We start from the raw sequence: 20,968 nt of genomic DNA, 5'->3' as shown, positions 1-20,968 counted from the left end.
CCTCAGCTGGCGTGCTCAGTGGGGGCGCTTGGCGTGGTACACCAGCTCGATCATGGTGTGGTCGGGGTCGTGGATGTAGCAGAACTTGGACTGGTTCTCGGGGCGCTGGATGGGCCGGGTGTGGCGGATGCCCAGCTCCCCCAGGTGGGCGAGGAAGTCGTCCCAGTCGTCGACCTCGACGGCGAAGTGGTAGGGCGCCATGCGCTCCATCTCCTCGACCGGCGTGAAGTGCAGGTCGAAGTTGCCCCGGGTCATCAGCACCACGCGGGTGTTGGACTTGGGCATGATCCGCTTCATGCCGAAGACCTTGGTGTACCACTCGGCGGTCCGGTCGGGGTCGGTGGTGGGGAAGTTGACGTGGTGGATGTAGCGGGGTTCCGCGCTCATGCTTCTTTCCCTTCGAGGAGTACGGGGTTGGACAGCACACCGATGCCGCCGATCTCGACGTCCACGGTGTCGCCGGGTTCGAGGCCGCAGGTGGACTCGGCGCCCATCCACAGCACGTCGCCGGGGTGCATCGTGATGTGCTTGGTGATCTCGACGATGTAGGCGTACGGGTCGAAGACCATGTCGCCGGTCGGGAACTCGGCGCGTGTGACGCCGTTGACGCGGAGTGTGGTCGTCTGGGCGAGGGCGTCGACGTCGGTCTCGATCCAGGGGCCCATCGGCTTGAAGGTGTCGCTGTTCTTGCTGCGCCAGAAGGTGCGGTCCTGGTGCTGCCAGGTGCGGGCGCTGATGTCGTTGCCGATGGTCCAGCCGAAGATCGCCCCGCGGGCCTCGTCGTGGGTGGCGCGGCGCAGGGTGCGGCCGATGACGGCGACGAGTTCGGGCTCGGCCTCGAAGCGTCCGGTGACCTCGGCCGGCTTGACGACCGGGGAGAGGTGACCGGTGAGGGCGTTGTTGGCGCGGTAGCCGACCTCGGGGCGCTCGGGGGTGGCGGCGCCCGCGTGGGCGATGTGGCGCGGGTAGTTCATGCCGACCGCGTAGAAGACGGGCGGGACGACGGGCGGCAGCCAGTGCGCGTCCTCGCGCGGCACGGTGCCGATGACGTCGCAGTCCGCGTCCTCCAGGGGGGAGCGGGACAGCAGCTCGACGTCCCGCTCCCCCACGCGGCCCCACACCGCCCGGCCGCCGGCCGAGATGCGTGCGTACCTCATGGCGCCAGCAGGTGGGAGACGCGCTTGGTGATCAGGTAGGCGTCCAGTGCCTCGGGGCCGCCCTCGCGGCCGTAGCCGCTGTCCTTGACGCCGCCGGAGGGGGCCTCGTGGACGGAGCCGCCGCAGTGGTTGATCGACAGGATGCCGGCCTGCAGTTCGGCGGAGAGTCTCTCGGCGGTGGCGGCGGAGTCGGTGAAGCCGTAGGCGGCCAGTCCGTAGGGCAGCGCGTTCGCGGTGGTGAGCGCCTCGTCGAGGTCGCGGAAGGGCACGAGGGGCGCCAGCGGTCCGAACGGCTCCTCGCTCATCAGCTCCGCGTCGGCGGGTACGTCGGTGAGGACGGTCGGCGGGAAGAAGTAGCCGGGGCGGGCGGGCCGTTCGCCGCCGGTGAGGATCGTGGCGCCGCGGGCGACGGCGTCGGCGGTGAGGCGCTCCATGGCCTTCAGCCGGCGTTGGTTGGCGAGCGGGCCCATGGTGGTGCCCTCCTCCAGACCGTCACCGACGACGACCGCCTCGGCGGCCTTGACGAACTCGGCGGTGAACTCCGCGACGACCGACTCGTGGACGAGGAAGCGGCTCGGCGAGGTGCACACCTGGCCGGCGTTGGCCCACTTGGCCCGGGCCGCCCCGCGGGCCGCCCTCACGGGGTCGGCGTCCGCGCAGACGATCACCGGGGCGTGGCCGCCCAGTTCCATCAGGGAGGGCTTCATGACCTCGCCGGCCCGGGCGGCGAGCAGCTTGCCGACCGGGACGGAGCCGGTGAAGGCGACCAGCCGGACGGCCGGGGAGGAGATCAGGTGCTCGGAGACCTCGGCGGGCTCGCCGAAGACGAGGTTCAGGACGCCGGGCGGGAGGCCCGCGTCGGCGTAGCAGCGGACCAGCTCCATGGCGGTGGCCGGGGTCTCCTCGGAGGCCTTGATGACCAGGGAGCAGCCGGCGGAGAGCGCCGAGGAGATCTTGCGGTTGGGTCCGCCGACGGGGAAGTTCCAGGGGACGAACGCGGCGACGGGGCCGATGGGTTCGCGCCGGACGGTCAGCACGGTGCCGGGTGCCGAGGGGATGATGCGGCCGTAGGCACGGCGGGCGTCGTCGGCGTGCCAGCGCAGGGTCTCGGCGGTGCGGCGGGCCTCGCCGGTCGACTCGCCGAGCGGCTTGCCCTGTTCGCGGGTCATGACCCGGCCGATCTCGGGGGCGCGCTCCTCGATCAGGTCGGCGGCGCGGTGCAGGACGGCGGTGCGCTCGGCCACGGGCGTGGTGCGCCAGGTCTCGAAGCCCTGCGTGGCGGCCTCCAGGGCGCGGTCCAGGTCGGCGCGGGTGGCCAGCGGCACTTCTCCGATCACCTCCTCGGTGGCCGGGTCGACGACGGGGGCGGTGTCTCGGGCGCCGCCCTGGCACCACTGGCCCGCGATGTACATGCGGACGGCGGGGTGGCCGGGATCGGTGGTCATGGGTGTGCCCTCTCGGGTCGGTACGAGGGTCGGGACGGGGGACGGAGCGGGGGCCGGAGCGGGGGCCGGGACGTCAGGACGAGGCGGGGGCGTCCTGGTCGCGGTTGGTGCGCAGGGCCCAGATGTGGTGGGGCGGGGTGGTCTCGTGGACGCGGGTCTCGTAGGTGTCGTCGACCCGGTCCATGTCGGCGGCGTACTCGACGCGCCCGCCGCAGGGGGCGTGCAGGAAGCGGAAGACGTTGGAGCCGATGGTGTGGCGGCCGAGCCTGCGGGCCTCCCGCCAGCCCCGTTCGATCATGAAGTTGCCGCCCTCGATCACGTCGTCGAAGCCGGGGACCTCGTAGGCGACGTGGTTGACGCCGACCTTGTCGGGGCGGTGGCACAGCAGCATGGTGTGCTGGTCGTCGTCGCCGGGGGCCTGCAGGAAGACGCCCATGGGCTCGACGACGTCGGTGGGGCGGAAGCCGAGGAGGTCGGTGTAGAAGGCGACGGCCGCCTCCCTGCCCTCCTTGGCGATGTTCAGGGCGACGTGGCACATGCGCAACGGGTGGGCGCGGGTGAGCGGGGTCAGGGCCTCGTTCCAGCGGCCGACGCTGCCCGTCGTGTTGGCGCGGCGGGGCTCGACGGTGACCTTCTTGGGCCGGGCGAGGGTTAGTCCGACGCCGAAGCCGCTGAGGTCGGCGGTGTGGTGGACGCCGTCGGCGCTCTCGCGGACGGTGTGCTCCCGGCCGACGGCGGTGACCAGGCGGTCCAGCTCCTCTCGGGTGTCGACGCCCCAGACGACCTCGCGCAGGGTGGGGCCGCTCTCCACGGGGGCCGGCAGCAGGGGGCCGGGGTCGGTGTCGAGGTGGAGCGTCTGTCCGGTGAGCGTCTCGAGGACCGCGTGTTCGTCGGTGCGCTCCACCAGGAAGAGGCCGAAGTCCTCGAAGAACCGCACGCAGGTGTCGAGGTCGTCGATGCCGTAGGTGACCGACTCTATTCTCTGAATTCCCATGGATTCCTCGTTTCCGTCTCGCCTGGTGAGCGTAGGTTTGCGGGCGCGGGCGCCTCAATGGCCCGAGGTCCCCGGGGTTCGCAATCGTTTCTTGCGCCTTCGGCGGTATGAGCGCGGTTCGGCGGTCAGGAGCGGATGGCGGGAATCGGGTTCTGCGAGAACCATTCGGCGAGGAAGCCCAGGAAGACGCTGACCTTGCGCGGGGTGTCCTGGCCGGGTCCGTAGATCGCGTACAGCGGGCGGTCCGGTACCGCCAGTTCCGGCAGCAGTTCCCGCAGGGCGCCGGAGACCAGGTCGTCGTAGACCGGGCGCTGGGGAAGCAGGGCGATGCCCCGGCCGTGGACGGCGGCCTTCTGCAGGGCGATGTAGGAGTTCGACGAGAAGGCGATGTTGCGGATCTTGTGCAGGGTGCTCGCGTGTCCGTGGCCGATCCGCCACACCGGGTCGTTGACGTGCACCAGGCAGTCGTGGGCGGCCAGGTCGTTGGGGTGGGAGAGGGTGCCGTGCTGCTTGATGTACTCCTCGGAGGCGCACAGCACGAACGGCAGGGAGGAGATCTTCTTCAGCCGGACACTGGAGTCGCGGAGATCCCGGGTGTGGAAGGCGACGTCGAATCCGCTGTCGAGGAAATCGTAGGTACGGTCCGACATTCCGCCGAGTTCGAAACGGATGTGGATTTTGGGATGGGCGGCGGAAAAGGCGGCGATGGCGTCGCCGAGATCCAGGCTGCCTATCCATTTGGGGCAGATGACGCTGAGCGTGCCTTCGGCGCGGTCGTGGCGCTGGGCGATGCCGGCGTCCTCGGCCTCGATCTCGTCCAGGATGCGGGCGGCGAACTCGGCGTAGCGCCGGCCGGGTTCGGTCAGGCTCACCGAGCGGGCGGTGCGGTTGACCAGGCGGACGCCCACCTGGCGTTCCAGTTCGGCCACGTGCCGGGAGACCAGGGAGCCGGACGATCCCAGTTTCTTGGCGGCCCCGCTGAAACTGCCGACCTGGGCGACGGTGACGAAGCTGTGCATGAGGAGCAGGCGATCCATGTTCTTCCTCCGAAGGCCGCTCCCCGCCCGTCCGTCTTCGGGGGCGGGGAGCAGGGGCCGGCTCAGGCTCGGTGAGACGGGCGCCGGTTCCCGGTGGGGGCCCTGGGTCCTGTCGGACTACTTCGGGCAGTACTGGGGAGCCTCGCTCAGGTTGTCCTTGGTGACCAAGACAAGAGGAATGTCAGAGATCTTGTCAACACCTTGTTTCTCGTCGAGCAGCGCGACGGTGCTCTGCACGGCGGTCCGGCCGATGGTCGCCGCCGAGTTCGCCACGGTCGCGGACAGGCGGCCGTCCTTGATCGCGGCGACGCCCTCCTCGGTGCCGTTGACGGAGACGATCTTGACGTCCTTGGCGCCGGCGGCGTCGAACGCCTTGCGGACGGCGAAGGCCATCTCCTCGTTGGCGACGAAGGCGTAGTCCAGGTCGGGGTGGGACTGGATCATGTTCTCGGCGACGTCCTGGGCCTTCGCGGGGTTGAACATGCCGGGCTGGTTGGCGACCACCTTCGCGGTCTTCGGCAGGGCGTCCTCGAAGCCGCCGACCAGCAGGTCGGAGGCGGCCCCCGGGGCGCCGGCGACGACGCCGACGGTCACGTTCCTGCCGGCCGCGTCCTTGGAGATCCACTCGGCGTCCATGGCGCCGACCTTCTTGAGGTCGACCACCGCGGCCCCGAGCACGTCCGACATGTCGGAGGTGGCCACCGACGTGAGGTAGATGGGGATGCCCGCGCTCTTCGCCTTGGCTATGTCGCCCTCCAGGGCGTCCACGTTCACGGTCTGGACGATCAGGGCGTCCACGTTCCGGGCGATCATGTCCTCGATGTTGGACAGCTCGGTGCCGGCGTCCTGCTTGGAGTTGGCCGAGTAGACCTTGGCGTCCTGGGCCGTGGCCTCCTGCTCGACGGCGCGGAGCAGACAGGTGTGGAAGTGGGTGTTGGAGCCGTTGACGAACCCGAGGGAGACCGAGCCGTCGGCGGCGCCCCCGCTGTCGCCGCCCGAGCCGCATCCGGCGAGGACCAGGGTGGCGGCGCCGACGAGCGAGACCGCGGCGGCACGGCGGCGGGAGAGGGCGATGGGCTTCATGGGGTGGGCCTTTCCTGCATCGTTGAAGAGAAGGTGCTGGCGGGGGGCCGCGCGGCGGTGGGGGGATGCGCGAAGGGGAAGGCGGAGGGACGTCGCCGGGTCGGGCCGCTAATGGCCCGGTGAGGACTTGCGCTGGAACTCGTTGATGATCGCCGCGACCAGCAGGACGCCACCGGTGACGACGAGTTGGTAGTTGCTGTTGACCTGGAGCAGGTTCAGGGCGTTGGCGACCACGCCCAGCAGCACCACGCCGAAGACGGTCCCGATGACGGTGCCGTGGCCGCCGGCGAGCGAGGTGCCGCCGATGACCACCGCGGCGACGGCGGTCAACTGGGTCTGCAGTCCGGCGGTGTTGGGGGCGGCGGCGCCGAGCCGGGAGAGCAGCATCAGGCCCGCCAGGCCCGCCAGGACGCCGGCGAGCGCGTACAGGGCGAGCTTGCGCGCGTTGACGTTGATGCCGCTGAGCCGGGCGACGTGCTCGTTGCCGCCCATGGCGAACGCGTCACGGCCGAAGGTGGTGAAGCGCATGGTCACGCCGGTCAGGGCCAGGACCAGCACCGCCACGACGGTCAGGTAGGGCACACCGACGACCTCGTCGTTGCCGAGCGCGGACATCTTGTCGCCGATGGTGACGCTCATGCCGTCGAGGACCAGCAGGGCGACGCCGTCCAGCAGCATCGCCGAGGCGAGCGTGGCGACGAACGGGGCGACCCGGGTGTACGTCACCACCAGGCCGTTGACCAGGCCGATCAGCGTGGCCAGCGCCAGACAGATGACCACGACGAGGGGCGTGGACCAGCCGCCGTCGACGAGTTGCGCGCCCACGCACAGGGTGACGGCCGCGTTGCTGCCCATGGAGAAGTCCATGCCGCCGGCGGTCATCAGCAGAGTCAGACCGGCCGCGATGACGGCGTTGACGCTGACCTGGCGCAGCACGTTGAGCAGGTTCTGCGAGGAGGTGAACGCGTCGGCCTGTACGGCGGTGAACACGCACACCAGGACCAGGACGAGGACGAGTCCGCCGTGCGGTACGTGCAGCAGTTTCCGGGCCGCGGGCCGGGGGGTTCCGGTGCGCTCGGGAGGACCGGCCGAGACGTCCGGGGAGGCGGAGGGGGTCTTGAGGCTCACTGCGGTTGACCTCCGAGTGCGGTCGCGACGAGCTCGTCGCGGGTGATGGCGTTGATGTCGTGTTCGGCGACCGTGCGGCCGGCGCTCACGACGACGACCCGGTCGGCCAGCCGCATGACCTCCTCGGCGGAGGAGGAGGCCAGCAGGACGGCGACGCCGCGGGCGGCGAGGTCGTCGAGCAGGGTGTGGATGTCGGCCATGGCGGCGACGTCCACGCCGTTGGTGGGGTCCTCCAAAAAGCAGGCGACCGGCTCGGTCTCCAGCCACTTGCCGAGCAGGACCTTCTGCTGGTTGCCGCCGGACAGCGAGCCGACCGGCGGGTTGCCGCTGAGGGCGACGACGCCGTACGTGTCGCGCACGGGGGCGGCGCGGCGGGCGAGGTTGGCGGTGCGGTGCAGCCGGCGCCGGGCGAAGCGGTCGCCGGCCAGCATCAGGTTCTCGTCCACGGTCATGCCCTGGACCAGGCCGAGCGAGCGGCGGTCGCCGGTGACGCAGCGCAGTCCGCTGGCGAGGGAGGCCGTGACCCGGCCGAAGGGCACGGCCCGGCCGTCGACGCGGACCTCGCCGGTGTCGGGGCGCTGCCGTCCGGACAGCAGGTCGAAGAGCCGGGACTGGGCGTCGCCCGCGGGGCCCAGGACGGCGACGATCTCGCCCTTGCGGACCTCGACGGTGAAGTCGCGGATGGCGCGGCCCTGGCTCAGTCCGCGGACGACGAGCCCGTGGTCGTCCTTGGGGGCGGGGCGCTCGGGGCGGGTCGAGACGACGTCCCGGCCGACCATGTGGCGTACCAGCGAGGCGGGGTCCAGCTCGGCGGCCGGCGCGCTGCGGACCAGGGCGCCGTCGCGCAGGACCGTGACCCGGTCGGCGACGGACATGACCTCGTCGATGTAGTGCGAGATGTAGACGACGGCGACGCCCTCGTCGCGCAGCCTGCGCACCAGGGCGCGGACCTGGCCGGCGTCCCGGGCGCTGAGGCAGGCGGTCGGCTCGTCGAGGACGAGCACCCGGCCGCCACGGCGTACTTCCCGCGCCACCTCGACCATGGTCTGCTCGGCGACGGTGAGCGTGCCCGCGACCCGGTCGACGTCGATGTCGATGCCCAGGCCGGACAGGGCCGCGCCGGCCTGCGCGCGGACCGCCTTCCAGTCGACGGCGCCGAAGCCCCGGGTGGGCAGGTCACCCAGCATGACGTTCTCGGCGACGGTGAGGCCCATGGCCAGTTCCCGGCGCTGCGGCACCGAGGAGATGCCGAGCCGGCGCGCCTTGCGCACGTTCAGCGCGGTGTGCTGGTGCCCGCCCACCTCGATGGTGCCGCCGTCGGCCTGGTGCACGCCGCTCAGCACCTGGACGAGGGTGGACTTGCCGGCGCCGTTCATGCCCATCAGGGCGTGGATCTCGCCGGGGTACAGGTCGACGTCGACGCCTTTGAGCGCGGCGGCGCCGCCGAAGCTCTTGGTGACGCCGCGTACGCGGACGACGGCCTCGGTCGTCGTGCCGGCCGGCGTCACCGGTGTCCTGGAGCTCACCGCCGTACCTCCCTCGGGGGCCGGGTCCGTCAGGGAGTTCACGGCCGCGGCCCGTCGGTGGCGGGGGCGACACGGCCGTAGCCGCGGATGTCCGGGAACGGTGGTTCCTTGTCGGCCTGGAGGTCCACCTGGAAGGTGTTCAGGCACATGCCGAGCATGGTGAAGTTGCCGAGCGCGCCGATGGTGTCGACCAGGCCCTTGGGACCGAAGTGCTCGAGGGCGGCGGCGAAGGTCTCGTCCGAGACGAAGTGCTCCTCCAGCACCTCGCGGCAGAACTGGTAGAACGCCTGGTCCGCCGGGTTGTCGAAGACGGCCTCGCGCTTCTCGGCGACGGCCTCGACGGCGGCCTGGGGAACCCCGGCCTCGATCGCCTGATGCACATGTGCGTTCCACGAGTACTGGGCGTCCCAGTTGCGGGCCGCCATCAGCAGCGTCAGCTCGCGCAGGTGCTTGGGGAGGCTGCAGTCGAAGCGGGCGAACGCGCCGAGGGACTCGGCCCGTTCGCACATCTCCGCGCTGTGCAGCCACACCCGGAAGGGGCCGCGGACCGCGCCGCGGCGGCCGGCGATCCGAGCGGCCAGCTCCTGCTGCCGCTGGTCCATTTCCTCTTCGGTGAGAACGGGGAGCCTCATCTGGCCGATACCTGCCTTTTCTTTCCGGCGCGTCATTTCCGGCGCGTTTCCGCAACGAGACGAGAGCCGTGCGGTGACAGGTGACGGTACAGCCGGGCGGAAGATGCTCACCCTTCCCGGAGTGCAACGTAAACCTGCACGCCGGAGGGCACCGCTTCGCGGGGGCGCGACCTAACGTCGGTCGACGCAACACGTCGCAGTGGAGAGGAAATCCCCGATGACCACCATCATCAAGGCCGCGTCCGTGCCCCTGCTCGACCGGGGCGGTGCCGTCGTCACGACGCCGTTGATCACCACGCCGTCGGCGGGCGGGGAGAACCGCATCACGAGCGGGATGAGCGTGTACCCGGTGGGCTCCGGGGCGCCGTTGCACTCGCACAACTGCGACGAGCACGTGACGGTCCTCGAGGGCGAGGCGGAGGTGTGGGTGGACGGCGAGGTGACGAAGCTGGAGCGGTTCGACACGACGTACGTCCCCTCCCCCGTCCCCCATCTGTTCCGCAACGTCGGCGACACGCCCCTGCGGATCCTGTGGGTGTACTCCTCGGGCCATGTGACCCGCACGTTCACGGAGACGGGCAAGACGGTGGAGCACCTGTCGGCGGAGGACCAGATGGGCCGCGACTGAGGCGCGACCGGGCCGGCCCCGCCGGCCTCCGATGCGAGCCGTCCCGATGATCACATCGCGAGACGGCTTTGCGTCGTGCCGCCCACCGGGCGTTACCTCGCACGGTGCGAACCGAACGACCCGAACACCTCAGTAACGACAGCAACGGCAGCAACGGCAGCGGTGACGCCACCGGCGACCGCTCCGCGCGACGCGCCGTGACCGTCTTCCCGCTCCTCGTGCTCGCGGCCGGCGCCCTCGGCCTGCTGCTCCCCGGCAGTTTCACCGGCTGGAGCGAGGCGGTGCCCTACCTGCTCGGCGTGGTGATGTTCTGCATGGGCATCACCATGACGCCGGAGGACTTCCGCGGCGTCGTGAAGCGTCCCTGGGCAGTGGCCCTCGGGCTGGTGGCGCACTACGTCATCATGCCGGGGCTCGGCTGGGCCGTCGCTCACCTGCTCGACCTCCCACCGCAGCTCGCCGCCGGTGTGATCCTCGTCGGCTGCGCGCCCAGCGGCACGGCGTCCAACGTGGTGACCTACCTGGCCCGCGGTGACGTGGCCCTGTCGGTCTCGGTCGCCACCGTCTCCACGCTCGTCGCTCCGCTGGTCACCCCGCCGCTGACGCTGCTGCTGGCCGGGGAGTACCTGCCGGTCGACGCCGGGTCCATGGTCACCGACATCCTGAAGACGGTGCTGCTGCCGGTCCTCGCGGGTGTCGTCGTACGGCTCGTGGCGGGCCGGTACGTGCAGCGGGCGCTGCCGGTGCTGCCCTGGCTGTCCGCGCTGACGATCGCCGTGATCGTGGCCGTCGTGGTGGCGGGCAGCGCGGAGGCCATCAAGTCGGCCGCGGCGCTGGTGTTCGTCGCCGTCGTCCTGCACAACGGCCTCGGTCTGGCACTCGGTTACGGCGCGGGGCGCCTCGGCCGGCTCGGGGAGCCGGGCAGCCGTGCGATGGCCTTCGAGGTCGGCATGCAGAACTCCGGCCTCGCTGCGTCCCTGGCCACCGCCCACTTCAGCCCGCTGGCGGCGTTGCCTGCGGCGGTGTTCTCCGTCTGGCACAACGTCTCCGGGGCGGTGGCTGCGGCGTGGTTGTCCCGTCGGGGGCGGTGACCTGCGGTCGGCTGAGCGGGGTTGAGCGCCGTTTCGCCGGGGGCCGGTGGCCGGCTGCGGGTACATCGTGGCTGGTCGCGCTCACGCGGCGGAGCCGCACAGTGTCTCAGCCCCGCGCCCCTATGGGGCGCGTTCAGTGGGCGCTGATCAAGTTCTGGTCCTGGGTGTCGGTGGTGGTCGTTCGCCTCGTTGTGCGGAGGGCCGCTATGCCGATGAAGACCATGGACGAGACGCCGGCGAGGGCGAAGGCGGTGAAGCCCCAGTCGCCCTTGTTCGCGGCGAGCAGCTGGCCGCCGAGCCACGGGCCGAAGACGGCGCCGAAGCGGCCCATGCCGGAGGTCCAGCCGACCGCGGTGGCGCGGTTGGCCGGGGCGGAGCCGATGGAGACGGTCGCGTAGATCATGGTCTGGGCGCTGTTGAGGAACACACCGGTGAGGAAGACGACCACGAAGGTCACCGCCAGCGGCATGTGGACGCTGAGCAGGAAGACGCCGCCGGCGGTCAGCGCGAACCAGATCGCGGAGATGCGCGGGGCGCCGAAGCGGTCGGAGGCGCGGCCGGCGACCAGCATGCCGACGATGCCGCCGAGGTTGAAGAGGACCACGAAGGTGAGCGCGGAGCCGAGCTCGTAGCCCTCGCTGCGCATCAGGGTCGGCAGCCAGGTGGCGACGCCGTAGACGAGCAGCAGGCCGCCGAAGGAGGCCAGCCAGTACAGCAGGGTCTGGACCCACTCGCCGCCGCGGAACAGGTTGAGCAGGTTGGCCCAGCGGGCGCCGGCGGCGGGCTTGTCGGTGGCGGCGGCGGGCAGCTCGACGTCGTAGCGGCCGGCCAGGGCGCGGGCCTCCTCGCCGCGTCCCTGGGCGACGAGGAAGCTCAGTGACTCGGGCAGGAACCTGGCGAGCACCGGGACGAAGAGCAGCGGCACCACGCAGACCCAGAAGGCCGCGCGCCAGCCCAGCGGCTCGACGATCCACAGGGCCACGTAGGCGGAGAGGATGCCGCCGGCGTGGTGGGCGGTCATCAGCAGGCCGATGGTGAGGGCGGCGCGGCCGCGCGGGGCGTAGTCGGAGACCATGCTGATCGCGGTCGGCAGCAGGCCGCCGAGGCCGACACCGGCGAGGGTGCGGCCGAGACCGAAGACGGCGACGCTGCCCGAGATCGCGCAGATGCCGGACGCCAGCGAGAAGAGCGCGACGCAGGAGACCATCAGCTTCTTGCGACCGATCCGGTCGGCGACCGTCCCCGCGGCCAGCGCGCCGACCAGCATGCCGAAGGTGGCGTAGCTGCCGAGGTCGCCGGCCTGGCCGGAGGTGATGCCGAGCGCCTTCTCCTCGAGCATGTGGGGCAGCACCGAGCCGTAGATGAACATGTCCAGGCCGTCGAAGAGGACGGCCAGCCAGCACAGGCCGACGACCAGGAGGGCCAGTCTGCTGCCGCGGGCGGACAGCACGGGGGAGGAGGACATCGTTGTTTTCCTCTCGTCCAGGAGGAGTTCCCTGGAGGGGACGTGTGATGGGGCGACGCTAAGGACCGCAACCGAGGAGTGTCAACGCTTTTGTTGACAATCTCAGCAACAATTTGAGGGGTGGGCGTGCGCATGCGTGCGCGCGGCCCACCCCCCGGTGGAAGCGGTGTGGTCAGGCGACCGGTGGGGTCCCGTGGGTGTGGAAGGACGCGATGGTCTTCAGGCCCCAGGCCTGCCCCTTGGCCCGCTCCGCCTCGGTCCAGGTGATCAGCGGCCAGTCGGGCGCCAGCACCAGTCGGGTGAGCGGGTTGCACAGCTCGATGCGGTTGCCGCCGGGCTCGTAGACGTACAGGAAGAACGTCTGCTGGATGGCGTGCTTGTGCGGGCCCGTCTCGATGAACACGCCGGTGTCGATGGCGAGGTCGGCCGCGCGCAGGATGTCCTCGCGGGTGTCGGCGGCGAAGGCGATGTGGTGCAGACGCCCCGAGGAGCCGGTCCAGTCCTCGGTGTAGACGACGTCGTACGACTTGTTCGTGAAGGTCAGCCAGCGGGCCGCGATCTTCCCGGAGTCGAGCCGGATCTGCTCGGTCGGCCGGGCGCCGAGGAGCTGTTCCTGGAACTCGGCGTTGGCGAGCACGTCCGAGGCGAGGAAGTTGATGTGGTCGAGGCGACGCACGCCCACGCCCCGGTTGGGTTTGGCCTGCGGCTGGTTCTTCAGCGCCGGCCTCAGCTCGTCGGGTGCGCGGTAGTGCTCGCTCTCCCAGTACAGGGCGTGCTCGTGCCCGTCCGGGTCGGCGGTGAGGTACAGCTTGCCGATGCCGGGCTCGTCCTCGACCCAGGTCCCGGGCCGTCCCGCCGCCTCCAGGGCCGCGACCCGGCGCTGGAGGGCCTCCTCGCTGGAGGTGCGCAGCGCGAGCCGGCCGAGGCCGGGGTGCTCGCGGGCGGTGAGCACCAGGCTGTGGTGTTCGTAGTCGTCGTAGGTGCGCAGGTAGACGGTGTCGCCGTCCTGTCCGTTGACGGTCAGGCCCAGGAAGTCGGTGAAGAAGGCGACGCTGGCGTCCAGGTCGGGCGTGAACAGCTGGGCATGGCCGACGTGGGCGATGTCACCGAGCGGCGGAGTCATGGGAGCCTCCAGGGCGTTGTGCGGGTATCGGTGCCGTCTCGGCGGTCCGGGGGAAGACGATGCCGTCGAAGATCTTGCGTGCGGTGCGCACGACGGCGGTGCGGCGCACCACGAGGGAGCCGGGGTCGAGTTGGACGTCGACCTCGAGGAAGCCGGTGGGGTGTTCCACGCGTACGCGGTCGCCGGACTCGGCCAGTTGGGCGATCCCCTCCCCCACTCCGCCGGGGACGCGCAGTCCCGCCGCCACGCTCGCGGCGCCCAGGACGCCGATGGAGGTGTGGCAGCGCACGGGGATGAAGGTGCGGGTCATGACCGCGCCGCCGTGCCGGGGCGCGGCGAGCAGGGTCAGCTTGGGCACGGTGGTGCCCTCGACGTCGCCGAGGCCCATCAGTTCTCCGGCGGCCAGCCGGATCTCCCTCAGCCGGTCGGCGAGGGCGACGTCCTCCTCCAGGTCCCCGGGCGGCTCGTCGCCGGTCACCTCGAGCGCGGCGGCCGGGATCAGCACGACCGGCATGCCGTTGTCCACGCAGGTCACCTCGGTGCCGGCGACGGTGTCGCGGACGTTGCCGGTGGGCAGCAGGGGGCCGGCGCCCTGCGGGAACTCGATGACGACCGGGGCGGCGGTCCCGGGGACCCCGGATATCTCCGCGTCCCCGGTGTGGTCGACGCGCCCGCCCGGGGTCGGGAAGGTCGCGACGGCGCGTTCACCGGTGTTGAGCATGCGGATGCGTACGGAGGTCTCGGTGCCCCCGGCCGGTACCAGCCCGCGCTCGACGGCGAAGGGGCCCACCCCGGCGAGGATGTTGCCGCAGTTCTGCCGGTCGGTGACCTCGGGCGCGTCCACGGCGACCTGGAGGAACAGGTAGTCCACGTCCGCGTCCGGATCGGCCGAGCGGGAGACCACGGCGACCTTGCTGGTCAGCGGGTGGGCGCCGCCCAGGCCGTCGATCTGGCGCGGGTCGGGGCTGCCCATGACGCGCAGCAGCAGTCCGTCGCGGGCGCCGGGGTCGGCGGGCAGGTCGTCGGCCAGGAAGTAGGCGCCCTTGGAGGTGCCGCCGCGCATCAGCGTGCAGCGCACCTCCTCGGGGCCGGGGCCGCCGGTCACGAGGGCTCCCCGGCGGCGTACTCCTCGTAGGACCGGTACGTCACACCCAGCTGCGTCAGCTTCTCGCGCAAGCCGTAGCGGTCCAGGCCCAGTTGGCCCTCCAGGAAGGCGGCACGGGCGCCGGCCTCCTTCGCCTCGCGGGCCTCGGACGCCTCGGCGGTCTGCCGGGCCTTCTCGCGGGGGACGACCACGACGCCGTCGTCGTCGGCGACGATCACGTCGCCGGGGCGGATCACCTGGCCGTCGACGGCGACCGGCACGTTGACCGAGCCCCCGGTGGCCTTGACCGTGCCCTGTGCGGAGACGGCCCGGGACCAGGCGGCGAAGCCCATGTCCCGCAGCTCCTGGGTGTCGCGGATGCCGGCGTTGATGACCAGGCCGCGCACGCCGCGCCGCTGGAGCGCGGTGGCGAAGAGCTCGCCGAACATGCCGTCGGTGGACGGGGAGGTGGTGGTGACGACCAGGATGTCGCCCTCGCCGCACTGCTCCACGGCGGCGTGGATCATCAGGTTGTCGCCGGGCCAGCTGAGCACGGTGACGGCGGTGCCCGCGACCCGTACGCCCTGCTGAACGGGCCGCATCGCCGGTCCGAGCAGCCCGGTGCGGCCCATGGCCTCGCTGACGGTGGCCACGCCGTGTCCGGCGAGCGCCTCGACGTCCTTGGCGTCGGCCTTCGGCGGGTTGGTGACGATGACGCCGCTCATGCCAGCTCCTGCGCGATCTGCGGGTAGGGGCGCATGTACGCCTCGGCCATGGTCCTGTGCGCCAGCCCCAGGTTGGGGCCCGCGTTGCGCTTGAGCTGGACGCCGCGGCGGACGGCCAGGTCGGTGTAGTAGTCCCACAGGTGCTGCTGGGCGCCGAGGCACTCCATGGCCCTGCGCTTGGTCTCCCACACCTCGGTGATGTCGAGCAGCACCTCCGGCTTGAAGCCGCTCATCTCGGGCTGGTGCGGCTCGAAGTAGAAGACGGGCGGGGCGCCGATGATCTCGCCCTCGCCCGGGTAGCCGATGGCCTGGGCGAGGACCCGGGCCTCCAGGGCCATGCGGTTGGCGGCCGGGTGGTCCCCGTTGTACGGGTCCTCGACCGGGTGGGTGAGCACGACGTCGGGCTGGGTGGCGCGGTAGACCTCGACGAGCCGGTCGGTCAGCTCGGGGGTGGCGATCAGCGGGTAGTCGCCGGCGTCGAAGAAGCGGACCTCGGCGCCGAGGGTGGCGGCGGCCTTCTCGGCCTCCTCCCGGCGGATCGCCTTGATCTCCTCGAGCTTCCTGCCCTCCCGCCAGGCCTTGGCGGACTCGCCGCGCTCGCCGAAGGTCAGGCAGGCGATGGTGACCTTCTCCCCGCGCGAGGCGGCCAGGGCGATGGCGCCGCCCGCCCGCCACACGAAGTCCCCCGCGTGCGCGGTGACGACGAGGGTCGACCGTGGGGTGGCGGCGGGCGCGTTGCCGTGCGTCATTGCTGAAATCTCCTTGGTGGACAGGGGGGCGCCCGCCTCGGTGCGTGTGTCAGTCGCGCAGCGCCTCGATCACACTGGTGAGGTGGGCCCGGACGGCCGCCTCGGCGGCCTGTGGGTCCCTGGCCTCGATCGCCTCGATCATGGCCAGGTGCTCGTTCAGGGATTGCTGCGGACGTCCCGGGCGCAGCGCCAGCTGGAAGCGGTGGCGCACCAGCTGGGCGTTGAGCCGCTCCAGCAGCTCCACGGCCGTCAGCTGGCCGGAGAACTCCCGGATCCTGGCATGGAGTTCGTGGTTGAGCTCCGAGTACGTGAGCGGTTCGCCACCGGCCACGGCCTTGCGCATCGCCGTGCCCAGCTCCGTCAGTTCGGCGAGCTGCTCGTCGGTGACGGCGACGGCCGCCTTGGCCGCACAGAGCCCTTCGAGGACCAGGCGGCACTCGGTGATCGCGACCGCCTCCTCCACGGTCACCACCCGCACCCGTGAACCACGGTTGCGGATCCGCTCCACGAGCCCCTGGGACTCCAGGTCGATCAGCGCGGCGCGGATGCTGGCCCGTGTCACGCCGAACTGCTCGGCGAGTTCGTTCTCCACCAGCCGCTGGGCCGGTGCCATCTCGCCGCGCAGGATCGCCTCCCGCAGCTGCCCGAGCGCAAGCTGTTTGGCCTGCTCCCCGGTGCCCGGACGGGCTTGGTTCGGCATGGTTGCCCTCCCTGAGTGAGTGCCTGTCGAACGTAAATCTAGCCAAACAACATTGTCAACAATTTTGTTTGCGTTATGTGACGGACGGACCGGCCGACGGAGTGGACGACGAGGTGGGGCGACGAAGTGTCCGCGCGCCCGGCCGGATACCCCACACCCTGTCTCCCCCGCAGCACCGCACGCCCCCTCTAACGTCACGGCATGACCCACAGCTTCGTTGTCCACGTCCCCGACGCCGAGCTCGAACCCGAGCCCCTCTCCCCCGCGCAGATCGTCTCCGGCACGCCCGAGGTGACCGGCAAGGTCGTCTGGGAGTCGGCCGACGGCCGGCAGGTGCGCGGCGTCTGGCAGATCACCCCGGGCGTCGTCACCGACACCGAGGCGGACGAGATGTTCGTCGTGCTCAGCGGCGCGGCCACCATCGAGGTGGAGGGCGGCCCCACCCTCACGGTCGGGCCGGGCGACCTGGCCGTACTGCGCGAGGGCGACCGCACGACGTGGACGGTGCACGAGACGCTGCGCAAGGCGTACGCGATCGACCTCGGCCGACCGTGAGCGACTTTGTCCTGTCAAAAGGTTGACATGATGCCGAGGCACGCCCATGGTGGCCTGGACAGATCACGGTCAGGTCCGAAGAGGGGCTCTCATGGTCGATGCGCTCGGTGTCGCCGTCGTCGGTTTCGGCTGGATGGGCCGGGTGCACACCCAGGCGTACGCCCGGGTCCGGCATCACTACCCCCGGCTGGCCCTCCGCCCCGAGCTGGTGACCGTCGCCGAGGAGGTGCCGGGGCGGGCCGAGGAGGCTGCCGAGCAGTTCGGGTTCGCCTCGACCACCCGTGACTGGCGCGAGGTGGCCGCCGATCCGCGGGTCGGGGCGGTCAGTATCACCGCCCCGAACTTCCTGCACCGCGAGATCGCCGTCGCGATGGCCGAGGCCGGCAAGCACATCTGGATCGAGAAGCCGGTCGGCCTGACCGCCGAGGACGCCCGGACGGTCGCGGACGCGGTCGCCAAGGCCGGTGTCCAGGGCGCGGTCGGCTTCAACTACCGCAACGCGCCCGCCGTGGAGGCCGCCCGCGACCTGATCGCCGCCGGGGAGATCGGCACCGTCACACACGCCCGCATCCGCCTCTTCAGCGACTACGCGGCCCACCCAGAGTCCGCCCTGACCTGGCGCTACGAGCGGGAGCGCGGCGGCAGCGGGGTCCTCGGCGACCTGGCCTCGCACGGCGCCGACCTGGCCCGGTTCCTGCTCGGCGACATCGCGTCCCTGACCGCCGACACGGCGGTCTTCCTGCCCGAGCGGGCCCGGCCGACCGCCGCCACGGCCGGTCACTCCCGGGCCGCGGGCGGCGAGATGGGCCCGGTCGAGAACGAGGACTACGTCAGCTGTCTGCTGCGCTTCGCCTCCGGCGCCCGCGGTGTCCTGGAGGCCTGCCGGGTCTCGGTCGGCGAGCAGAACAACTACGGCTTCGAGGTGCACGGCACCACCGGGGCGGTGTTCTGGGACTTCCGCCGCATGAACGAACTGGGCGTCAGCCGCGGCACGACGTACCAGGACCAGCCCGTCAGCACGGTCTACGTCGGCCCCGCGCACGGCGAGTTCGCCGCCTTCCAGCCGGGCGCCGCGAACGCCATGGGCTACGACGACCTGAAGGTGGTCGAGGCGTACCGGTTCCTGCGCTCGATCGCCGAGGACACCCCGTACGGCGCCACGCTGCGGGACGCGGTACACAGCGCGGCCGCACTGGACGCCATGGCGCGGTCGGCCGAGCGCGGCGCCTGGGTCGGGATCCCGCCGCAGGGGTGAGGCGGACGCGGCCCTCCGGCCCGTCCGGCGCTTGCGGACGAGCCCGAGGGGAGATCGGGGGTCCGGGGCGAAACCCCGGCACGGACAGCAACCACACACAGGAAGCAGCGGAGCACATGCGCATCGGAATCCTCGGCCTCGGCCGCATCGGAGCCTTCCACGCCGAGACCCTCTCCGGACTCGACGCCGTCGACTCGCTGGTCTTCGCCGACCCGTTCGCGGACGCCGCCAAGGCCGCCGCCGAGCGGTTCGGGGCCGAGGTGGCGGACTCGCCCGAGGCGGTGCTGGCCGCCGGGGTGGACGGGGTGGTGGTCGCCGCCGCGACCGACGCCCACCCCGCGCTGATCCTGGCCGCCGTCGAGGCGGGCGTGCCCGTCTTCTGCGAGAAGCCCGTCGCCCGCACCATGGCGGAGGGTGTGGACGTGCTCAAGGCGGTCGCGGGCCGCGACGTGCCGGTGCAGATCGGCTACAACCGCCGCTTCGACGCGGGGTTCGTCGCGGCACGGGACGCCGTGCGGGCGGGCGAGCTGGGCCCGCTGCACACCGTGCGGTCGACCACGCTGGACCCGGCGCCGCCGCCCGCCGCGTACATCGCCGCCTCCGGGGGCATCTTCCGTGACTGCGCGGTGCACGACTTCGACATCATCCGCTGGGTGACGGGCCGCGAGGTGCGTGAGGTGTACGCCGCCGGCGGCAACCGCGGCGCCGACTTCATCAAGGAGGCGGGCGACGCCGACACGACCGGCGCGGTGCTCACCCTGGACGACGGCACGATCGCCGTGGTCTCCAACAGCCGTCACAACGCCCGGGGTTACGACGTACGCATGGAGATCCACGGGTTCGCGGACTCCATCGCCGTCGGCCTGGAGGACAAGCTGCCGCTGCGCTCGGTCGAGCCGGGCGTGAGCTTCCCGGCCGGCACTCCGCACGACTTCTTCATGGACCGCTTCACCGCCGCCTACCGCGCCGAGCTCACCGCGTTCACCGAGGTCGTCGCCGGCGCCCGGCCCTCGCCCTGCACGATCGAGGACGCGCTGGAGGCGGGCTGGATCGCCGAGGCGTGCACGCTGTCGCTGCGCGAGCACCGCCCGGTGACGGTCGCGGAGGTACGGCAGGGGTGAACCGTGCGTGAAAGGGTCGGCGGGCCGGGCGGTCAGCTCGCCGGCTCGCTGATGTTCACCATCCAGGGAACGCCGAACCGGTCCGTGCACATGCCGAAGACGTCGCCCCACATCTGCTTCTCCAGCGGCACGGCGACGGAGCCGCCCGCGGACAGCTTCTCCCAGTAGCCACGCAGTTCGGCCTCGTCGTCGCCGCTGAGGGACACCGAGAAGGTGTTCCCCGGGCTGTACTCCATCCCGGGCGGGGTGTCGGCGCCCATCAGGGTGAAGCCGCCCGGCGTCTCCAGCATGCCGTGCATGATCTTGTCGGCGTGCGGGCCGTCGGAGTCGCCGGACGCGCCGAAGGTGTTCAGCGCCAGTGTGCCGCCGAACACCTGCTCGTAGAACTCCATCGCCTGTCGGGCGTCGCCGTCGAAGCTGAGGTAGGGATTGAGACGCGAGGTCATGACCGCCTCCCGTGGCGGGACGAAGTGCCGGTGCCAGTGCTGTGCACGCTAGCGCGCACCACCGGCGACGGCCCGTCGAGCGGCGCGCCGGCGGCACCCGTCCCGCCGGCGCGGCCGGGCTCAGGCGCCGCAGGAGCGCAGGAACCTGCGGGTGCGCACCGCGATGGGCAGCGGCTTGCCGGGCTCGCAGGGGTACATGTCCTGCTCGACGATGGCGAACAGGTCCACGCCCAGCTTCTGGGCCGCCGTGAGCACCGGTCCCAGTTCCGGCACGCCGGCCGGCGGCTCGCACATCACGCCGCGCTGCACGGCCGGTCCGAACGGCACCCCGCCCGCCCGCACCTCGGCGAGGATCTCCGGGTCGACCTGCTTCAGGTGCAGGTAGCCGATGCGCTCGCCGTAGGTCTCGATCAGCTTGACGCTGTCGCCGCCGCAGTAGGCGTAGTGGCCGGTGTCCAGGCAGAGGTTGACCAGGTCGGAGTCGGTGGCGTCGAGGAAGCGCTCGACGTGCTCCTCGGTGTCGATGTGGGTGTCGGCGTGCGGGTGGACGACGATGTCCAGGCCGTAGGCCTCCTTCACCTCGTGACCGAGGCGTTCCATGCCCCGGGTGAGATGGGCCCACTGTTCGCCGGTGAGCTCCGGCGGCTCCAGGATCTCGGCGGTCCTGTCGTCGCGCCAGAAGGACGGGATGACGACGAGGTGCTGCGCGTCCATGGCCCGGGTGAGGGCGGCGACGCGGCTGACCTGCTCCCAGGTGGCGTCCCACTCGGAGGGGCCGCGGTGCAGGCCGCAGAAGATGGTGCCGGCGGAGACCTTGAGGCCGCGCCGGGTCACCTCGTCGGTGAGCCGGGCCGGGTCGGTGGGGAGGTAGCCGTAGGGGCCCAGCTCGATCCAGTCGTAGCCGGCCTCGGTGACCTCGTCCAGGAAGCGTTCCCAGGGCACCTGCCGCGGGTCGTCGGGGAACCAGACGCCCCAGGAGTCGGGGGCCGAGCCGACGCGGATGCGGTCCAGGGCTGCGGGCATG

At 71.6% G+C, this 20,968-nt stretch carries 22 protein-coding genes; 5 read left to right on the top strand and 17 right to left on the bottom strand.

Annotated elements, in window-relative coordinates:
- Positions 1–15 precede the first annotated feature (15 nt).
- From ACIGO6_RS05625 to ACIGO6_RS05585, 9 genes are all read right to left on the bottom strand, one after another.
- The gene (locus tag ACIGO6_RS05625; protein WP_399871786.1) at positions 16–387 is read right to left on the bottom strand and encodes a VOC family protein; all 372 of its coding nucleotides are present in this window, start codon (positions 385–387) and stop codon (positions 16–18) included.
- Positions 384–1,157 carry a fumarylacetoacetate hydrolase family protein gene (locus ACIGO6_RS05620; protein ID WP_399871784.1) on the bottom strand — a complete coding sequence of 258 codons (774 nt, stop codon included), beginning with the start codon at positions 1,155–1,157 and terminating at the stop codon, positions 384–386. Before ACIGO6_RS05620 ends, ACIGO6_RS05625 begins: the two co-directional genes overlap by 4 nt.
- Positions 1,154–2,602, bottom strand: coding sequence for an NAD-dependent succinate-semialdehyde dehydrogenase (locus tag ACIGO6_RS05615; protein WP_399871780.1), 1,449 nt, complete (start codon positions 2,600–2,602; stop codon positions 1,154–1,156). The genes ACIGO6_RS05620 and ACIGO6_RS05615 overlap by 4 nt, the downstream gene beginning before the upstream one ends.
- Before the next feature lie 73 nt (positions 2,603–2,675).
- Positions 2,676–3,596, bottom strand: coding sequence for a VOC family protein (locus ACIGO6_RS05610; protein ID WP_399871777.1), 921 nt, complete (start codon positions 3,594–3,596; stop codon positions 2,676–2,678).
- Between the two features lie 125 nt (positions 3,597–3,721).
- A complete protein-coding gene (locus tag ACIGO6_RS05605) occupies positions 3,722–4,633 on the bottom strand; it encodes a LysR family transcriptional regulator (protein WP_399871774.1) in 912 nt (303 codons plus the stop codon).
- Positions 4,634–4,750: 117 nt separating this feature from the next.
- Complete coding sequence (locus ACIGO6_RS05600; RefSeq protein WP_399871771.1) at positions 4,751–5,716, bottom strand: sugar ABC transporter substrate-binding protein; 966 nt, start codon at positions 5,714–5,716, stop codon at positions 4,751–4,753.
- Between the two features lie 108 nt (positions 5,717–5,824).
- Positions 5,825–6,844, bottom strand: a complete 1,020-nt coding sequence (locus ACIGO6_RS05595; protein ID WP_399871768.1) for an ABC transporter permease — start codon at positions 6,842–6,844, stop codon at positions 5,825–5,827.
- The gene (locus ACIGO6_RS05590; RefSeq protein ID WP_399871765.1) at positions 6,841–8,370 is read right to left on the bottom strand and encodes a sugar ABC transporter ATP-binding protein; all 1,530 of its coding nucleotides are present in this window, start codon (positions 8,368–8,370) and stop codon (positions 6,841–6,843) included. Before ACIGO6_RS05590 ends, ACIGO6_RS05595 begins: the two co-directional genes overlap by 4 nt.
- Before the next feature lie 38 nt (positions 8,371–8,408).
- Positions 8,409–8,972, bottom strand: coding sequence for a carboxymuconolactone decarboxylase family protein (locus ACIGO6_RS05585; protein ID WP_399873555.1), 564 nt, complete (start codon positions 8,970–8,972; stop codon positions 8,409–8,411).
- Between the two features lie 247 nt (positions 8,973–9,219).
- On the opposite strand from ACIGO6_RS05585, the gene ACIGO6_RS05580 reads away from it, so the two are divergent.
- Both ACIGO6_RS05580 and ACIGO6_RS05575 read left to right on the top strand, forming a co-directional pair.
- The gene (locus ACIGO6_RS05580; protein WP_399871762.1) at positions 9,220–9,630 is read left to right on the top strand and encodes a cupin domain-containing protein; all 411 of its coding nucleotides are present in this window, start codon (positions 9,220–9,222) and stop codon (positions 9,628–9,630) included.
- Positions 9,631–9,734: 104 nt separating this feature from the next.
- Positions 9,735–10,721 (top strand): bile acid:sodium symporter family protein, encoded by a 987-nt coding sequence (locus ACIGO6_RS05575; protein ID WP_399871759.1) that lies wholly within the window; start codon positions 9,735–9,737, stop codon positions 10,719–10,721.
- 133 nt (positions 10,722–10,854) lie between these two features.
- Here the strand turns inward: ACIGO6_RS05575 and ACIGO6_RS05570 are convergent, their stop codons facing one another.
- The 6 genes from ACIGO6_RS05570 to ACIGO6_RS05545 form a co-directional block, all read right to left on the bottom strand.
- Positions 10,855–12,186, bottom strand: a complete 1,332-nt coding sequence (locus tag ACIGO6_RS05570) for an MFS transporter (protein ID WP_399871756.1) — start codon at positions 12,184–12,186, stop codon at positions 10,855–10,857.
- Between the two features lie 172 nt (positions 12,187–12,358).
- Entirely contained in the window at positions 12,359–13,309 is a 951-nt protein-coding gene (locus ACIGO6_RS05565) for a catechol 2,3-dioxygenase (protein WP_399871754.1), read from the bottom strand.
- On the bottom strand, positions 13,290–14,414 hold the full coding sequence (locus ACIGO6_RS05560) for a 4-oxalomesaconate tautomerase (protein ID WP_399871752.1): 1,125 nt from the start codon (positions 14,412–14,414) through the stop codon (positions 13,290–13,292). Before ACIGO6_RS05560 ends, ACIGO6_RS05565 begins: the two co-directional genes overlap by 20 nt.
- A complete protein-coding gene (locus ACIGO6_RS05555; protein WP_399871750.1) occupies positions 14,411–15,118 on the bottom strand; it encodes a 4-carboxy-4-hydroxy-2-oxoadipate aldolase/oxaloacetate decarboxylase in 708 nt (235 codons plus the stop codon). The genes ACIGO6_RS05560 and ACIGO6_RS05555 overlap by 4 nt, the downstream gene beginning before the upstream one ends.
- Positions 15,115–15,867 (bottom strand): PIG-L deacetylase family protein, encoded by a 753-nt coding sequence (locus ACIGO6_RS05550; RefSeq protein ID WP_399871748.1) that lies wholly within the window; start codon positions 15,865–15,867, stop codon positions 15,115–15,117. Before ACIGO6_RS05550 ends, ACIGO6_RS05555 begins: the two co-directional genes overlap by 4 nt.
- Positions 15,868–15,916: 49 nt before the next feature.
- Positions 15,917–16,567, bottom strand: a complete 651-nt coding sequence (locus ACIGO6_RS05545) for a GntR family transcriptional regulator (RefSeq protein ID WP_399871745.1) — start codon at positions 16,565–16,567, stop codon at positions 15,917–15,919.
- A gap of 201 nt (positions 16,568–16,768) precedes the next feature.
- On the opposite strand from ACIGO6_RS05545, the gene ACIGO6_RS05540 reads away from it, so the two are divergent.
- From ACIGO6_RS05540 to ACIGO6_RS05530, 3 genes are all read left to right on the top strand, one after another.
- Entirely contained in the window at positions 16,769–17,122 is a 354-nt protein-coding gene (locus tag ACIGO6_RS05540) for a cupin domain-containing protein (protein ID WP_399871742.1), read from the top strand.
- Between the two features lie 91 nt (positions 17,123–17,213).
- On the top strand, positions 17,214–18,377 hold the full coding sequence (locus ACIGO6_RS05535; RefSeq protein WP_399871740.1) for a Gfo/Idh/MocA family protein: 1,164 nt from the start codon (positions 17,214–17,216) through the stop codon (positions 18,375–18,377).
- A 116-nt stretch (positions 18,378–18,493) separates the two neighbouring features.
- Positions 18,494–19,498, top strand: a complete 1,005-nt coding sequence (locus ACIGO6_RS05530; RefSeq protein ID WP_399871737.1) for a Gfo/Idh/MocA family oxidoreductase — start codon at positions 18,494–18,496, stop codon at positions 19,496–19,498.
- A 32-nt stretch (positions 19,499–19,530) separates the two neighbouring features.
- On the opposite strand, the gene ACIGO6_RS05525 is transcribed toward ACIGO6_RS05530, so the two are convergent.
- Both ACIGO6_RS05525 and ACIGO6_RS05520 read right to left on the bottom strand, forming a co-directional pair.
- Entirely contained in the window at positions 19,531–19,944 is a 414-nt protein-coding gene (locus ACIGO6_RS05525) for a VOC family protein (protein ID WP_399871735.1), read from the bottom strand.
- Positions 19,945–20,064: 120 nt separating this feature from the next.
- Positions 20,065–20,967: a sugar phosphate isomerase/epimerase family protein gene (locus tag ACIGO6_RS05520; RefSeq protein ID WP_399871733.1), complete on the bottom strand. Its 903-nt coding sequence runs from the start codon at positions 20,965–20,967 to the stop codon at positions 20,065–20,067.
- Position 20,968: the final 1 nt, after the last annotated feature.

The sequence above is a fragment of the Streptomyces sp. NPDC053750 genome (genome assembly GCF_044544295.1).
Taxonomy (GTDB): domain Bacteria; phylum Actinomycetota; class Actinomycetes; order Streptomycetales; family Streptomycetaceae; genus Streptomyces.
Note: the sequence above shows the minus strand (reverse complement) of the source record. Positions and strands in the feature narration are given on the sequence as shown.

What these genes read in the sequence shown, in the direction of transcription:
- ACIGO6_RS05580 (WP_399871762.1), top strand. Translation starts at nt 9,220, where the DNA reads ATGACCACCATCATCAAGGCCGCGTCCGTGCCCCTGCTCGACCGGGGC.
- ACIGO6_RS05530 (WP_399871737.1), top strand. Translation starts at nt 18,494, where the DNA reads ATGCGCATCGGAATCCTCGGCCTCGGCCGCATCGGAGCCTTCCACGCC.
- ACIGO6_RS05585 (WP_399873555.1), bottom strand. Translation starts at nt 8,972, where the DNA reads ATGGACCAGCGGCAGCAGGAGCTGGCCGCTCGGATCGCCGGCCGCCGC.
- ACIGO6_RS05540 (WP_399871742.1), top strand. Translation starts at nt 16,769, where the DNA reads ATGACCCACAGCTTCGTTGTCCACGTCCCCGACGCCGAGCTCGAACCC.
- ACIGO6_RS05535 (WP_399871740.1), top strand. Translation starts at nt 17,214, where the DNA reads ATGGTCGATGCGCTCGGTGTCGCCGTCGTCGGTTTCGGCTGGATGGGC.
- ACIGO6_RS05525 (WP_399871735.1), bottom strand. Translation starts at nt 19,944, where the DNA reads ATGACCTCGCGTCTCAATCCCTACCTCAGCTTCGACGGCGACGCCCGA.
- ACIGO6_RS05550 (WP_399871748.1), bottom strand. Translation starts at nt 15,867, where the DNA reads ATGACGCACGGCAACGCGCCCGCCGCCACCCCACGGTCGACCCTCGTC.
- ACIGO6_RS05600 (WP_399871771.1), bottom strand. Translation starts at nt 5,716, where the DNA reads ATGAAGCCCATCGCCCTCTCCCGCCGCCGTGCCGCCGCGGTCTCGCTC.
- ACIGO6_RS05615 (WP_399871780.1), bottom strand. Translation starts at nt 2,602, where the DNA reads ATGACCACCGATCCCGGCCACCCCGCCGTCCGCATGTACATCGCGGGC.
- ACIGO6_RS05620 (WP_399871784.1), bottom strand. Translation starts at nt 1,157, where the DNA reads ATGAGGTACGCACGCATCTCGGCCGGCGGCCGGGCGGTGTGGGGCCGC.
- ACIGO6_RS05605 (WP_399871774.1), bottom strand. Translation starts at nt 4,633, where the DNA reads ATGGATCGCCTGCTCCTCATGCACAGCTTCGTCACCGTCGCCCAGGTC.
- ACIGO6_RS05545 (WP_399871745.1), bottom strand. Translation starts at nt 16,567, where the DNA reads ATGCCGAACCAAGCCCGTCCGGGCACCGGGGAGCAGGCCAAACAGCTT.
- ACIGO6_RS05520 (WP_399871733.1), bottom strand. Translation starts at nt 20,967, where the DNA reads ATGCCCGCAGCCCTGGACCGCATCCGCGTCGGCTCGGCCCCCGACTCC.
- ACIGO6_RS05565 (WP_399871754.1), bottom strand. Translation starts at nt 13,309, where the DNA reads ATGACTCCGCCGCTCGGTGACATCGCCCACGTCGGCCATGCCCAGCTG.
- ACIGO6_RS05610 (WP_399871777.1), bottom strand. Translation starts at nt 3,596, where the DNA reads ATGGGAATTCAGAGAATAGAGTCGGTCACCTACGGCATCGACGACCTC.
- ACIGO6_RS05570 (WP_399871756.1), bottom strand. Translation starts at nt 12,186, where the DNA reads ATGTCCTCCTCCCCCGTGCTGTCCGCCCGCGGCAGCAGACTGGCCCTC.
- ACIGO6_RS05625 (WP_399871786.1), bottom strand. Translation starts at nt 387, where the DNA reads ATGAGCGCGGAACCCCGCTACATCCACCACGTCAACTTCCCCACCACC.
- ACIGO6_RS05555 (WP_399871750.1), bottom strand. Translation starts at nt 15,118, where the DNA reads ATGAGCGGCGTCATCGTCACCAACCCGCCGAAGGCCGACGCCAAGGAC.